The 13,989-nt window shown below is 69.8% G+C and carries 15 protein-coding genes, 1 tRNA gene and 1 riboswitch; of the genes, 4 read left to right on the top strand and 12 right to left on the bottom strand.

Annotated features, from left to right (window positions below):
- Positions 1-147 precede the first annotated feature (147 nt).
- Entirely contained in the window at positions 148-3,630 is a 3,483-nt protein-coding gene (locus tag KJK29_RS23575) for a transglycosylase domain-containing protein (RefSeq protein WP_370869156.1), read from the top strand.
- 6 nt (positions 3,631-3,636) lie between these two features.
- Here KJK29_RS23575 and KJK29_RS23570 read toward each other — a convergent pair whose 3' ends face one another.
- From KJK29_RS23570 to KJK29_RS23560, 3 genes are all read right to left on the bottom strand, one after another.
- Entirely contained in the window at positions 3,637-3,957 is a 321-nt protein-coding gene (locus KJK29_RS23570; protein ID WP_215121118.1) for a DMT family transporter, read from the bottom strand.
- A gap of 34 nt (positions 3,958-3,991) precedes the next feature.
- Positions 3,992-4,058: riboswitch (guanidine-III (ykkC-III) riboswitch) on the bottom strand.
- Between the two features lie 65 nt (positions 4,059-4,123).
- A complete protein-coding gene (locus tag KJK29_RS23565; protein WP_094052261.1) occupies positions 4,124-4,480 on the bottom strand; it encodes a GroES family chaperonin in 357 nt (118 codons plus the stop codon).
- Positions 4,481-4,524: 44 nt separating this feature from the next.
- Complete coding sequence (locus KJK29_RS23560) at positions 4,525-4,854, bottom strand: DUF3618 domain-containing protein (protein ID WP_215121117.1); 330 nt, start codon at positions 4,852-4,854, stop codon at positions 4,525-4,527.
- 95 nt (positions 4,855-4,949) lie between these two features.
- Between KJK29_RS23560 and bcp the strand changes: the two genes are divergently transcribed.
- On the top strand, positions 4,950-5,417 hold the full coding sequence (bcp, locus tag KJK29_RS23555; RefSeq protein ID WP_215121116.1) for a thioredoxin-dependent thiol peroxidase: 468 nt from the start codon (positions 4,950-4,952) through the stop codon (positions 5,415-5,417).
- A gap of 72 nt (positions 5,418-5,489) precedes the next feature.
- Here the strand turns inward: bcp and KJK29_RS23550 are convergent, their stop codons facing one another.
- The 4 genes from KJK29_RS23550 to KJK29_RS23535 form a co-directional block, all read right to left on the bottom strand.
- Positions 5,490-6,221 (bottom strand): ATP-binding cassette domain-containing protein, encoded by a 732-nt coding sequence (locus KJK29_RS23550; RefSeq protein ID WP_003990540.1) that lies wholly within the window; start codon positions 6,219-6,221, stop codon positions 5,490-5,492.
- Positions 6,218-6,841 carry a hypothetical protein gene (locus KJK29_RS23545; protein WP_251057915.1) on the bottom strand — a complete coding sequence of 208 codons (624 nt, stop codon included), beginning with the start codon at positions 6,839-6,841 and terminating at the stop codon, positions 6,218-6,220. The genes KJK29_RS23550 and KJK29_RS23545 overlap by 4 nt, the downstream gene beginning before the upstream one ends.
- Positions 6,814-8,097: a hypothetical protein gene (locus KJK29_RS23540; RefSeq protein WP_251057914.1), complete on the bottom strand. Its 1,284-nt coding sequence runs from the start codon at positions 8,095-8,097 to the stop codon at positions 6,814-6,816. The genes KJK29_RS23545 and KJK29_RS23540 overlap by 28 nt, the downstream gene beginning before the upstream one ends.
- Before the next feature lie 78 nt (positions 8,098-8,175).
- A complete protein-coding gene (locus KJK29_RS23535) occupies positions 8,176-8,625 on the bottom strand; it encodes a hypothetical protein (protein ID WP_251057913.1) in 450 nt (149 codons plus the stop codon).
- A gap of 506 nt (positions 8,626-9,131) precedes the next feature.
- Between KJK29_RS23535 and KJK29_RS23530 the strand changes: the two genes are divergently transcribed.
- Positions 9,132-9,215: transfer RNA gene (locus KJK29_RS23530), tRNA-Leu, on the top strand.
- Positions 9,216-9,257: 42 nt separating this feature from the next.
- Here KJK29_RS23530 and rdgB read toward each other — a convergent pair.
- From rdgB to KJK29_RS23510, 4 genes are all read right to left on the bottom strand, one after another.
- Positions 9,258-9,860 (bottom strand): RdgB/HAM1 family non-canonical purine NTP pyrophosphatase, encoded by a 603-nt coding sequence (gene rdgB, locus KJK29_RS23525; protein ID WP_215121115.1) that lies wholly within the window; start codon positions 9,858-9,860, stop codon positions 9,258-9,260.
- A 117-nt stretch (positions 9,861-9,977) separates the two neighbouring features.
- Positions 9,978-10,376 carry a hypothetical protein gene (locus KJK29_RS23520; RefSeq protein ID WP_215121114.1) on the bottom strand — a complete coding sequence of 133 codons (399 nt, stop codon included), beginning with the start codon at positions 10,374-10,376 and terminating at the stop codon, positions 9,978-9,980.
- A gap of 142 nt (positions 10,377-10,518) precedes the next feature.
- Complete coding sequence (gene rph, locus KJK29_RS23515; RefSeq protein WP_215121113.1) at positions 10,519-11,256, bottom strand: ribonuclease PH; 738 nt, start codon at positions 11,254-11,256, stop codon at positions 10,519-10,521.
- Positions 11,257-11,359: 103 nt separating this feature from the next.
- Positions 11,360-11,593: a glucose PTS transporter subunit EIIB gene (locus KJK29_RS23510; protein ID WP_215121112.1), complete on the bottom strand. Its 234-nt coding sequence runs from the start codon at positions 11,591-11,593 to the stop codon at positions 11,360-11,362.
- Between the two features lie 289 nt (positions 11,594-11,882).
- On the opposite strand from KJK29_RS23510, the gene KJK29_RS23505 reads away from it, so the two are divergent.
- A complete protein-coding gene (locus tag KJK29_RS23505; protein ID WP_215121111.1) occupies positions 11,883-13,145 on the top strand; it encodes a PTS transporter subunit EIIC in 1,263 nt (420 codons plus the stop codon).
- A gap of 78 nt (positions 13,146-13,223) precedes the next feature.
- Here KJK29_RS23505 and KJK29_RS23500 read toward each other — a convergent pair whose 3' ends face one another.
- Entirely contained in the window at positions 13,224-13,976 is a 753-nt protein-coding gene (locus KJK29_RS23500) for an MBL fold metallo-hydrolase (protein ID WP_215121110.1), read from the bottom strand.
- Positions 13,977-13,989: the final 13 nt, after the last annotated feature.

Raw genomic sequence — 13,989 nt, 5'->3', positions numbered from 1 at the left:
CGCCGCCCGCCTCACCACACGGCTCGCGACACGGCCCTCGATCAGGGAACTGATCGCCGGATGGGACAGTCTTCATCACAGGGGCGCAAGAGCGAGCAGAGACGTACGGGAACGACGTACGACGCGAAACAGGAGTCCGTGCACGACATGAGTGACGAGCCTCAGCCGCAGCAGCCGCAATCGGGGCGGGCACCGAGAGAGCCGCAGCCGGACGGCACCCCGGGCACGCCACGGGACCGGGCTGACGACGCCCCGGGCACGGCACGCCCCCGTACGGACGGCGAGCGCGGCACGGCCCGCGCCACGGGGGACGGCGAACCGGGGCCTGCACGGGCCGAGGGGGACAGCGCTCAGGGTGAGCCTCGGGCGACGGGGGGCGGCGCCCAGGGCAGGCCTTCGGGTCGGACGGACTCCGACCGGGGTGCGGCATCGGGTCGGACGGACTCCGGCGGCCAGGACACGACACCGGCCCGGGCGGACTCCGGCCAGGGCACGCCCCGGGCCAAGGCCGACGACGACCGGAGCGCGTCACGCCCCCAGGCCGACAACGACCCGGGCACGGTGGAGATCCGGGCCGTCGGTGCGTCGGGTACGGCACGGGGCCGGACGGGGAAGGACGGCGAGCGGGGCGCGGCACAGGGCCGGACAGGCGGCGCCCCGGGCACGGCACAGGGCCGGACAGGCGGTGCCTCGGGCGCGGCACAGGGCCGGACGGAAGCCGACCGGGGCACGACCCCGGCCCGGGCGGACTCCGCTCAGGGCACGCCCCGGGCCAAGGCCGACGATGACCGGGGCACCCCGCGTCCCCAGGCCGACAACGACCCCGGCACCGTACAGATCCGGGCCGTCGGCGCCCCCGGCACCGCACGAGGCCGGACAGGCGGCGGCGCCCCCGGCGCGGCACAGGGCCGGAGCGGCCACGCCCAAGGCACGCCCATGGGCAAGGCGGACGACGACCGGGGCACCCCGCGCCCCCAGGCCGACAACGACCCCGGCACCGTACAGATCCGGGCCGTCGGCGCCCCCGGCACCGCACGAGGCCGGACAGGCGGCGGCGCCCCCGGCGCGGCACAGGGCCGGAGCGGCCACGCCCAAGGCACGCCCATGGGCAAGGCCGACGACGACCGGGGCACCCCGCGTCCCCAGGCCGACAACGACCCCGGCACCGTACAGATCCGGGCCGTCGGCGCCACCGGCTCCGCACGAGGCCGGACAGGCGGCGGCGCCCCCGGCGCGGCACAGGGCCGGATGGACAGCCAGGCCGGGGACGGGCCGGGGACGGCGCAGATGGCGGCGGTCAGTGACCCGGACGGCGGGCCGCAGGCCAAGGCCGGTGGGAAGCGGAAGCGGACCGGGTGGCGGCGGGTGATCCCGACCTGGCGGATGACGCTCGGCGGCTTCATCATCGTCGTCATGCTGCTGATCGGCGGCTTCTTCCTGGGCTACTCCCTGGTCCAGATCCCGCCGGCCAACGCGCTCGCCACCAAGCAGGCCAACGTCTACCTCTACGCCGACGGCTCGGTGATCGCCCGCGACGGCGAGATCAACCGGGAGAACGTCACCCTCGCGCAGATCTCCAAGGACGCCCAGCACGCGATCCTGGCCGCAGAGGACCGCGACTTCTACACCGAGTCCGCCGTCGACCCCAAGGCCATGGTCCGCGCCGCCTGGAACACCGCCCTCGGCAAGGGCAAGCAGTCCGGCTCCACGATCACCCAGCAGTACGTGAAGAACTACTACCTGCGCCAGGAACAGACCGTCACGCGCAAGGCCAAGGAATTCTTCATCTCCATCAAGCTGGACCGCGAGCAGAGCAAGGACCACATCCTCGAGGGCTACCTCAACACCAGCTACTTCGGCCGCAACGCCTACGGCATCCAGGCCGCCGCCCAGGCCTACTACGGCATGGACGCCACCGACCTCGACCCGGCCCGCGCCGCCTACCTCGCCGCGCTCGTCAACGCCCCCAGCCAGTACGACGTCGTCGCCCACCCCGAGAACCGCAAGGCCGCCGAGTCCCGCTGGAACTACGTCCTCGACGGCATGGTCAAGAAGGGCTGGCTCAGCGAGTCGAAGCGGGCCGGCATGAAGTTCCCCATGCCGAAGGAGTCCACCCTCTCCACCGGCATGTCCGGGCAGCGCGGCTACATCGTCCGGATCGTCAAGGACTACCTCACCCAGAACAACATCATCGACGAGGACAAGCTCGACGCCGGCGGCTACCGCATCACCACCACCCTGCAGAAGGGCCGGCAGGACGCCTTCGTGAAGGCCGTCAACGACAAGCTCATGTCCAAGCTGGACAAGAAGAACAACAAGGTCGACACCTACGTACGCGCGGGCGGCGCCGCCGTCGACCCCAAGACCGGCAAGGTCGTCGCGATGTACAACGGCGTCGACTACGTCAAGCAGTACACCCCCAACGCCACCCGCAGGGACTTCCAGGTCGGCTCCACCTTCAAGCCCTTCGTGTTCACCTCGGCCGTCGAGAACGGCTCGCGGACCCAGGACGGCCGCGTGATCACCCCGAACACGATCTACGACGGCACCAACAAGCGAACGGTCCAGGGCTGGACCGGCGACCCGTACGCCCCCGAGAACGAGGACCAGCACTCCTACGGTCCCATCACCGTCACCGAGGCCACCGACAGCTCCGTGAACTCGGTGTACGCGCAGATGGCCGCCGACGTCGGCCCCCAGAAGGTCAAGCAGACCGCGATCGATCTCGGCGTCCCCGAGACCACCCCGGACCTCGCCGACGGCCCCGCCATCGCACTCGGCACGGCCACCGCCAGCGTCCTCGAGATGGCCGAGTCGTACGCCACGCTCGCCAACCACGGCAAGCACGGCACGTACACGATGGTCGACAAGGTCATGAAGGAGGGCACGCCCATCGAGCTGCCCGAGCGGCGCACCGAGCAGGCCGTGAGCCGCGAGGCCGCCGACACCACGACCTCGATGCTGCAGAGCGTCGTCCAGAACGGCACGGCCTCCGCCGCACAGGCCGCGGGCCGCCCCGTCGCCGGCAAGACCGGCACCGCCGAGGAGGACACCGCGGCCTGGTTCGCCGGCTACACCCCCGAGCTCGCCACGGTCGTCTCCGTCATGGGCCAGGACCCGGTCACCGCCGCGCACAAGTCGCTGTACGGCGCGATGGGCCTGCCCCGCGTCAACGGCGGCGGGGCGCCCGCGGAGATCTGGACGCAGTTCACCCAGGACGCCCTCAAGGGCAAGCCGGTCACCGACTTCGACCTCAGGCTCCAGCCGGGCTCCGACGTCACCGAGGCCCCCAGCCCCGAGGTTCCCGTCGACCCGACCACGGGCGGCACCGCCGACGAGGGCGGCACGACCACCGGCGGGGAGACCGGCACCCAGGAGCCCAGCCAGACCCCGAGCGCGCCCGAGACCCAGACCGACGGCGGCACCACCGACGGCAGCACCGGGGGCGAGTCCCCGACCGGCGGCGGCACCGCGGACGGCGGAACCGGCGACGGCGGAACCACGGCGGGCACCGGCGGCGCGGCCGACGGCGGCACCACGGAAGGCGGCGGCACCGCCGACGGCGGCACGGGCGGCGCTCCGACCGCGCCCGGCTGGGGCTTCGCCCCGCAGGGCGCGCGCCGCGAATAGGTCGGGTCAGTGACCTGAGGTCGCCTTCAGCCCCACCACGGCGACCAGCAGCAGGCACACGAAGAAGATCCGGGCGGCGGTGGCGGGCTCCCCCAGCACGGCCATACCGACCACCGCCGCCCCGGCCGCGCCGATCCCCACCCACACGCCGTAGGCGGTACCGATGGGCAGGGTCTTGGCGGCCTGGGACAGCAGCAGCATGCTGACGACGATTCCGGCGCCGGTGAGAACGCTGGGGAACGGGCGGGTGAAGCCGTCGGTGTACTTCATACCGATCGACCACCCGACTTCGAGCAGACCGGCGACGACGAGCAGAACCCAGGCCATGACGGGCACCTCCGGGAGACAGGCTGACGGTGTAGGTGCGTCGTCTTTGCCTTGGTCCCGGTACGGCGCGTCTCGTCGGGGTCCCTCCAACGTAGCAAACCCACGGCAAAGGGGCCGGTGACAACGGTCACCGACCCCTTCTCTGCGTCTGATTCTGCTTCTGGACCTACAGGTAGAGGCCCGTCGAGTCCTCCGAGCCCTCGAACCGGTCCGCGGCCACGGCGTGCAGATCACGCTCGCGCATGAGCACGTACGCGATGCCCCGCACCTCGACCTCGGCACGGTCCTCCGGGTCGAACAGAACCCGGTCGCCCGGCTCCACGGTCCGCACGTTCTGCCCCACCGCGACGACCTCGGCCCAGGCCAGCCGCCGGCCGACCGCCGCCGTGGCGGGAATCAGGATGCCGCCGCCGGAGCGCCGCTCGCCCTCGCTGGTGTCCTGCCGCACGAGTACGCGGTCGTGCAGCATCCGGATGGGCAGCTTGTCCGGGTGGGTGCTGTGCTCGTTCCTGTTGGCGCTCACGCCTTGAAACCTACCTGTCTTCGCCGCGAACGTACGCAGTCGGGTCAGCCCTTGCGCCGCCGCGTGCCGAGGGCGAGCAGGCCGACCACACCGACCACCACGAGGGCGACCGGGACGACCCGCTCCAGGCGCGGCGCCCCGTCCTCGCCCACGAACCGGGCGCGCACATCGGTGACGGCCCGGTTGACCCCCACGTACGCCCGTCCGAGGGTGTGATCGATATTGGACGCGACCTTGGCCTTGGCGTCCCCGACGATCGTCTTCGGGTGCACGCGCACCCCGATCTCGTCGAGGGTCTCGGCCAGGGTCTCGCGGCGGCGCCTGATGTCCGCCTCGATCTGCGCCGGGGTCCTGGTGTCCGCCGTGTCCGCCACCGTGTCGCCTCCGAAGTCGGTATAAAGCCTGTGCCGGACAGTCTGTCAGCTCCACGGCTCATAGCACTCTTCCGACCCCCGGTTAGGCTGGCCCGATGAGCGAGCGACTTCAGCCGGGGGACGTGGCCCCCGCCTTCACCCTGCCCGACGCCGACGGCACCGAGGTGTCCCTGGCGGACCACAAGGGCCGCAAGGTCATCGTGTACTTCTACCCGGCCGCCCTCACCCCCGGCTGCACCAAGCAGGCCTGCGACTTCACGGACAACCTGGAGCTGCTGACGGGCGCGGGCTACGACGTCATCGGCATCTCCCCCGACCAGCCCGAGAAGCTGGCCAAGTTCCGCGACAAGGAATCCCTGAAGGTCACCCTCCTCGCCGACCCGGACAAGAAGGTCCTGGACTCGTACGCCGCCTTCGGCGAGAAGAAGAACTACGGCAAGACCTACATGGGCGTCATCCGCTCCACGATCGTCGTCGACGAGGAGGGCAAGGTCGAACACGCCCTGTACAACGTCCGCGCGACGGGCCACGTAGCCAAGATCATCAAGGATCTGGGGATCTGATCCTGTCGAGCGGGGCGCGGAACGACCGATGCGGACCGAGATGATCTCGGCCCGCATCGGAGACCGAGCGGGTCAGGCCGACTCGAGCAAGGTCGTATAAGCCCCTTCGGCAGCCCGGCCCTGCGCCGTACCCGGCGGAGTGTGGGCGAGGAACTCACTGGTTGAACCGCTCTGCACGAGACGTCCGCCCACCAGGACGGACACGTGATCGGCCTCTTCGGCGAGGTCGGTCACGTCGTGCGTGGACAGCAGGATGCGAACCTCGCCCTTGACCGACGCGAGGAGATCGCGGAAGACCCGTCGCTGACGTGGGTCCATTCCGGCCGTGGGTTCGTCCAGGAGAAGCACCCGTGCGTCGTGGACCAGGGCACAGGCGACACCCACGCGCCTCAGCTGGCCGCCCGAGAGCCGACCGGTGCGGGTGTCGGCGTGCTCCGTCATCTCGACGCGGGCCAGCGCTCGCGGAGCGTTGGCCCAGGCATCGCCCTTGCTCATCCCCTTCAGCCAGCCGACATAAGCGACGTACTCGCGTGCCGTGAGCGAGGGCAGGGGTGTGATGTTCTGCGGCATCCAGGCCACCGTCCGCCGGTAGTCCTTGCTCTTCGCGTCGAGCCCGTCCCACGTCACGGTTCCCCGCTGGGGCGTGGTGACGGCAGCGGCCAGCTGCAGCATCGTGGACTTTCCGGCCCCGTTCGGTCCGAGCAGGATGGTCAGTCCGTCCGGAAGGCGGTAGGTGAAGTCCTTCAGCACGGCAGCCCGCCGTCGGCCGTAGGCGAAGGTGCAGGAATCGAGAACAAGCGTCATGCGGCTCTCCGTGCGAAGCGGTTCGGCGGAAGGAGGTGGGCACCGACGCCGACGGTGAGCATCAAGAGGGCTCCCGTGGAGGCGTACCAGGTGTCAGGCGGTTCGAGGAGTACGGTCCACGGGTAGGCGTCGCCGGGCGCTCTCATGCCGAAGAGCACGCCGAGTAGCGGCCACAGTGCGGGAACGAGGATTGCGGATCTCCCGAAGAGAGCCCCGCACAGCAGGGTGAGGCCGGCGAGGAAGGCCGTGTTGCGGCCCAGTGTCTCGGCCGATGCGGCCCCGGTGATCATGGCGATCAGTTCACCCACGGCACTTGCGAGTGCCACCACGCCGAGCGCGAGCAGGACGTCGAAGAACCTGACGGGTCGGACTCCGGTGGTCTCGGCGGCGTCCAGCCGGGTGTGCAGACAGTCGAAGAGGACCGAGGTCAGCACGAGCGGGACGAGCGTGGCGGCCTGCACGAGCTCGGAGCCGCCGGACCAGATGGAGGGCAGGAAGAGGGGGGTGTCCTGAACAGTGGCCGCCAGAAGCACGAACATCAGGAAACCCAGGGGCAGCCGGGTGTGGGCGCGGCGGGCACGCAGCCACCACATCACGTTGTCGTCCCGTCTTCCTGGCACGCCTCCGCCACGGTCGTCTCGTACCAGTCCATTTGCTGGGCCTCGCTCAACCGCAGGACCTTCGCCACCCCGTCCTGGATACGGCTGCGTTCCTGAGGGGTGAAATCGGGTTCGGAGCTGAGCCGTCTCAAGTAGGTGTCCGTCTGCCCGACTTTGGAGGACACCCAGTAGTACACGAGGCGGGCGGGGCCGGTGGCCGGAGGTGCGCATTCGAAACGCACCACTTCGCGGGCGACCTGGTAGCGGATGGTGCCCGTCGCCTCGCCGACCCCGAGTGGGACGGTCCAGTCGTCCTTCGTGGACGGCTCGGGATACCGGAGGTTGAGAGAGGTGTCCTTGATGGAGGTCGGCTCGGCGGGCAGACCGGCTCGACGCAGGGATTCCAGCGTCGCCTCCGCTTCCTCGGTGAGAGCGGAGATGTGCTCGGCGCGCGCCTCGGGCAGACAGATGCGGGGGGACTGTCCGGCACAGGCGATCGCTCCATGCCCGGTGCTCCGGGGGCCTATGTAGCTCCAGTCGCCGACCAAGGAGAACGATCCGAACGCGCAGGCGACGACGAGTGCTCCCGCGACGGCTCCGCGCAGCCAGCGGGAAACAGGTGCCCAGAGCAGAGCCATGGCGACGGCGGAGCCGACGGCGAGCAGGAGGGGAGCCGCGAGGGCGGCGGCGGTGGGCAGTTCACCGAACATCATCTTTCCGGCGAAGAGGCCGGTGAGGTGCCGGGGCCACGGTGTCTCCAGTCCCGTGGACCAGCCGACGGCCAGGAAGTCGGTGACCGCGATGATCGGCACTACGGCGATGTGCCGAACGGTGGCTCCGACGGCGAATCCGACGATGCCGTGGGCGACGCAGAGCACCAGGGCGAAGGCCAGCAGTGTGAGGCCGGGCACGTCGGGCGCGACCTGCTCTTGGACGAGGGCGCACAGCGTCGGGAGGATGAGGAGCGACCAGGCCAGTGCGACCACGGGCGACAGGTGCTGGGCGGCGATGGTGTAGCGGGATCGCACCGCCCCCAGCCTCCAGATTTCTGAGGCACCCAGCTTCCGCGCCTCCCAGGCGGCGAGGCCCGAGGCAACCGCGAAGGCCACAGGCAGCAGGTTGCGCAGCACCGCATCGACCACGGTGGCGGAGTAGCCCAGCGGATCGATACGGAGGTCGTCACCGAGATCGGTGGCGTAGTAGGCGAACACGAGAAGCAGGGCGACAGGCGCGACCCGCAGCGCGCTGCTGGACCTGATGAGTGTGAGGGGTTTCACTTCTTGGCTTCCTGGAGCGGTCCGAAAAGGGGGCGTGGTGCCTCGCCGACGGCGAGGCACCACGCTGCAGAACACTGATCAGGAATCGGCGAGAGTGGTGTCGACTCCCGCGTAGGTCGCCCACAGCAGGCAGCACGCGTTGCTTCCCCCGCCGACGTTGTCGAGCTGGAAGAAGTAGTCCGACTCCTGCGGCAGGCCGTTGTACTCGCCCCGGCTCGCGTAGGACGTGCCCTTGAAGCAGTTGGTGAAGGTCTTCTCACCGTAGAAGTCGTTGGACGACAAGGCGTCGTAGTCCCACAGCTCGACCCCGGTGGTCTTGCTACCGCCCTGCACGGTGCAACCCTTGAAGATGATCTCCGAGTAGCTCTCGTCCGCCCAGTAGCGGGACTTCCCGTTGCTGCCGCCGCCGTCCGTCCACGAGCTGATGCTGCCCGACCAGTTGGCCCAGGCACCGGAGGACAGCGCGAGGGTGAAAGCTGACGCCATCGCGACCACGGCGGATACGCGCTTGGAGGATCTGCCCGACATGCGGGAACTCCGAATCTCCCACCCGATGCGGCCCCCCGTGAGGCCTGTCCACATCAGGCGAGGCGTGGAAGTTATCGAACAGATGATCTTTAAGTCAATGTGACGTAAAAATCTTGTGCCTCTGATCGCCGATCTGAGGTGACCAGGTGCAGGGTGTGGACGGCCTTCACGGAGGCGGTGATCCAGGTGGTCGGGCACTGCGGTCGCGAAGAACCTCCAGGCCACGCGGGTGGCGACGGCCTGCTCGACGAGCGGGCGAATCCTCGCGGAGGAGCGACCGTGGCAGGCGACCCAGAGCTCCTGCCGCACCGCCTCCGACGACAGTGACCGAAGCATTTCGGCCGACCCGCCTTGCAAGAGCTTTCAGTTGCTGGTAGCCGCCCGGCTCCTCTGACCCAACTGTCCATCGGAGATGGACAGTTACCGCGGGGCGGGCATGGCAGTCGATCACATCAATGGGGACGCCGAAGCCGGCGAGCGGCTCCCGGTACGATGACAGGCGGCTGGCGGCGGTGGCGCAACGGCGACGCAGCAGGTTTAGGTCCTGTGGCCCCTGACCGGGCTTGAGGGTTCGAATCCCTTCCGCCGCACACGGAGGGGCCGCCCTGCTCGGGCGGCCCCTCCCTTGGTCCTCAGCCCAGCAACTCCCGCACCGCCGGCACCAACGCCCGAAACGCCTTCCCCCGATGGCTGATCGCGTTCTTCTCGTCGGGGGTCAGTTCCGCACAGGTCCGGGTCTCGCCCTCCGGCTGGAGGATCGGGTCGTACCCGAAGCCGCCGGTGCCGGTCGGCTCGTGGCGCAGCACTCCCCGGAGCTGACCCTCGACCACGCGCTCCGTGCCGTCAGGGAGGGCCAGGGCCGCCGCGCAGGCGAAGTGGGCGGCGCGGTGGGGGTCGGCGATGTCCGAGAGCTGGGCGAGGAGGAGGTCCAGGTTGGCCTTGTCGTCGCCGTGGCGGCCGGACCAGCGGGCGGAGAAGATGCCGGGGGAGCCGTTCAGGACGTCGACACACAGGCCCGAGTCGTCGGCGACCGCGGGGAGGCCCGTCGCCTGGGCCAGGGCGTGGGCCTTCAACAGTGCGTTCTCCGCGAAGGTGACGCCCGTTTCCTTGACGTCGGGGATGTCCGGGTAGGCGTCGGCACCGACGAGCTCATGGGGCAGTCCGGCTTCGGCCAGGATCGCCCGGAGTTCGGTGATCTTTCCGGCGTTACGAGTGGCGAGGATCAGGCGGGTCATGGCCCCCAGTATCGCCCCGACAGGGGCGCGGGGAACTGCGCGATCAACCACGACGAACCCGCGGTCGACCACCGGCAGCACCCCGCAGACGAGAAGCCCTGCCCAGCCGGCGCAGCGTTACGGCGTGCAGACCTTCGTCAGTTCACCCGCCGCGTCCGTGACCGGGCTGATGTCGGGCGTCTCGTCGCCGTTCTTCACCGACGTACGGACGTTGTCCACGGCCTTGTTGAGGTCGTCCACGGCCTTGTTGACGTCCGTGTTGTCGGTCTTGTCGCCGATCTCGCCGAGGTTCTTGTCGATGGAGTCGAGGGACTCGTCGAGCTGCGTCGGGTCGCCCGCGGCGTTGTCCACGGCCTGCTGGAGTTCCGTGACGCTGTCGGCGATGGCGTCGGCGGTCTGGACGCAGTCCAGCGCCTTGTCGACGGCGGCGCAGCCGGTGGTGAGTCCGGCGGTCAGCGCGACGGCCGCCAGGGTGGCGGCGACGGCTGCGGTGCGGCGTCGGCGGCTCGCGGCCATGGAACGGTCCCTCTCGTCGGTCGGGCCGGGCGGCCCGTACGGCTGGCCGAGCGCACAGGGATGAGCCGTGCGCCCGTACCTCTTCAGACGCGAGCATGCTCGGCGCGGTTGCCCGCGCCGAGCATCTGTCTTGGTGCGCCCTTTACTTTTCGAGGACGGTATCAAGCGCGGTGCGCTGATGGGCGGCGAGTTCCGTGCAGCCGGCGACGGCGAGGTCGAGCAGGGCGTTGAGTTCGTCGCGGGCGAAGGGCTCGGCCTCGGCGGTGCCCTGGACCTCGACGAAGCGGCCGTCGCCGGTGCAGACGACGTTCATGTCGGTGTCGGCCTTGACGTCCTCCTCGTAGCAGAGGTCGAGGAGGGGGACGCCGCCGACGATGCCGACGGAGACGGCGGAGACCGTGCCGGTCAGGGGCTGGCGGCCGGCCTTGATGAGCTTCTTGCGCTGGGCCCAGGCGACGGCGTCGGCCAGGGCGACGTAGGCGCCGGTGATGGCCGCCGTGCGCGTGCCGCCGTCGGCCTGGAGGACGTCGCAGTCGAGGACGATGGTGTTCTCGCCGAGTGCCTTGTAGTCGATGACGGCGCGCAGCGAGCGCCCGATGAGGCGGGAGATCTCGTGGGTGCGGCCGCCGATGCGGCCCCTGACGGACTCGCGGTCGCCGCGGGTGTTGGTGGAGCGGGGCAGCATGGAGTATTCGGCGGTGACCCAGCCTTCGCCGCTGCCCTTGCGCCAGCGCGGGACGCCTTCGGTGACGGAGGCGGTGCAGAAGACCTTGGTGTCGCCGAAGGAGACGAGGACGGAGCCTTCGGCGTGCTTGCTCCAGCCACGTTCGATGGTGATCGGGCGGAGCTGCTGGGGGGTGCGGCCGTCGATTCGAGACATGCCGCTGAGCCTAGCCGTACCTGCGGAAGGGGCCCCTCCCCCGGTGGGGAGGGGCCCCTCACAGGTGACCTCAGGGGGTGAAGCCGGGGATGATCCCCGCTCTTCACATCAAGTCTTCGATCTCCGCCGCGATGGGGTCGGCGTCGGTGCCGATGACGACCTGGATGGCGGTGCCCATCTTGACGACGCCGTGGGCTCCGGCGGCCTTCAGGGCGGCCTCGTCGACCTTGCCGGGGTCGACGACCTCGGTCCGCAGGCGGGTGATGCAGCCTTCGACCTCTTCGATGTTGTCGATGCCGCCGAGCCCGGCAACGATCTTCTCAGCCTTGCTGGCCATCTTCGTTCTCCCTGATCCGAACCGCTTTGTCGCAGTAACCCACAGTTGGCCCATCTTCGCGAGCGGCTATGGCGCGCGACCGTGCCGACGACTGGTCTACACCACACTTCCACCTCTCGACAAAGGGGGTGGAATTCGCGGGTTCCACTCGTTCGGCCTACCGTGCTACAACTGGTCTACACCACTCACCGGTGGAGGACGCGCGGTGTATCCGCGCTCCCCTTGTTGAGACGCCGCCGTCCCCCGTCGAACTCTTCCTGGGCGGCGCCGTGCCCCCTGGAGGAAGTTCATGTCCACAGACACAGCCGCGCCCGCGAGCCCGAAGAAGGGGGCTGCGGTGATGGCGGTCCTGCAGCGTATCGGGCGCAGCCTGATGCTGCCCGTCGCCGTGCTGCCGGCCGCCGCCCTCCTGGTCCGCCTCGGCAACACCGACATGCTGGGGCGGGAGTCGTTCCCGGAGTTCATCACCCGGATCGCGAGCTTCATGACCGCGGGCGGCAACGCGATCCTGGACAACATGCCGCTGCTGTTCGCCGTGGGCATCGCGATCGGCTTCGCGAAGAAGGCGGACGGCTCGACCGCCCTGGCCGCGGTTGTCGGCTATCTGGTCTTCAAGGGCGTGCTGGCCACCTTCACCGACCCGACCCTGCCGAAGGTGGCGGCGGCCGTCGACGGCAAGGCCGTCATGGTGGAGGCCCCGGCCGACGCCAAGGTGCTGGGCGGTGTGGTGATGGGCCTCGTCGTCGCGCTGCTCTACCAGCGCTTCTACCGCACCAAGCTGCCGGACTGGGCGGGCTTCTTCGGCGGGCGGCGCCTGGTTCCGATCCTGTCCGCCTTCGCGGGCCTGTTCATCGGGATCGTCTTCGGCTACATCTGGCCGGTCCTCGGCACGGCGCTGCACAACTTCGGTGAGTGGCTGGTCGGCTCCGGGGCCGTCGGCGCGGGCATCTTCGGCGTCGCCAACCGGGCGCTGATCCCGGTGGGCATGCACCACCTGCTGAACTCCTTCCCCTGGCTCCAGGCCGGCTCCTACGAGGGCAAGAGCGGTGACATCGCGCGCTTCCTGGCCGGTGACCCGACCGCCGGGCAGTTCATGACCGGCTTCTTCCCGATCATGATGTTCGCCCTGCCCGCGGCCTGCCTCGCCATCGTGCACTGCGCCCGCCCCGAGCGCCGCAAGGTCGTCGGCGGCATGATGCTCTCCCTCGCGCTGACCTCCTTCGTCACCGGTGTCACCGAGCCGATCGAGTTCACCTTCATGTTCATCGCCCCGGTGCTGTACGCGATCCACGCCGTGCTCACCGGTGTCTCGATGGCACTGACCTGGGCGCTCGGCATGAAGGACGGCTTCGGCTTCTCGGCCGGCGCGATCGACTTCGGTCTGAACCTGGGCATCGCGACCAACCCGTGGGGCCTGGCCCTGGTGGGCCTGTGCTTCGCGGCGGTCTACTACGTGGTCTTCCGCTTCGCGATCACCAAGTTCAACCTGCCGACGCCGGGCCGCGAGTCCGACGAGGAACTCGCCGAGTTGCAGAAGGCCGAGGCCAAGTAGCACGCGGCACGACGAAGGCCCCGGAACCGACTGCTGGTTCCGGGGCCTTCGCGCGCGTGGGCCTCAAGGGCGCGGAGCTCAGACCTCGTACGTCTGCCGCGGTGCCGCCAGGGCCACCGGACCGTCGTAGACCGCGCGGGCGTCGTCGACGTTGACCTGGGGGTCCGTCCACGGCGGGATGTGGGTGAGGACCAGGTGCCGGGCGCCTGCCCGGGCAGCGGTCTCACCCGCCTCTCGGCCGTTGAGGTGCAGGTCGGGGATGTTCTCCTTGCCGTGCGTGAACGCGGCTTCGCACAGGAACAGGTCGGCGTCCCGGGCGAGTTCGTCCAGGGCGGGGCTGATGCCCGTGTCGCCGGAGTACGTCAGCACCTTGCCGTCGTGTTCGATGCGGATGCCGTACGCCTCCACGGGGTGGGCCACCCGCTCGGTGTGCACCGTGAAGGGGCCGATCTCGAACGTGGACGGCTTGACCGTGTGGAAGTCGAAGACCTCACTCATGGAGGAGGCGGAGGGGGTGTCCGCGTAGGCGGTGGTCAGCCGGTGTTCGGTGCCCTCGGGTCCGTAGACCGGGAGCGGGTCGCAGCGGCCGCCGTCGTGGCGGTAGTAGCGCGCGACGAAGTACGCGCACATGTCGATGCAGTGGTCGGCGTGCAGATGGCTGAGGAAGATCGCGTCGAGGTCGTAGAGACCGCAGTGGCGCTGCAGCTCGCCCAGGGCACCGTTGCCCATGTCGAGAAGCAGCCGGAAGCCGTCGGCCTCGACGAGGTAGCTCGAGCAGGCCGATTCCGCGGACGGGAACGACCCCGAGCAGCCGACGACGGTGAGCTTCATGAAGCAGAAACCT

Source organism: Streptomyces koelreuteriae (assembly GCF_018604545.1).
GTDB classification, from domain to species: Bacteria; Actinomycetota; Actinomycetes; order Streptomycetales; family Streptomycetaceae; genus Streptomyces; species Streptomyces koelreuteriae.
Note: the sequence above shows the minus strand (reverse complement) of the source record. Positions and strands in the feature narration are given on the sequence as shown.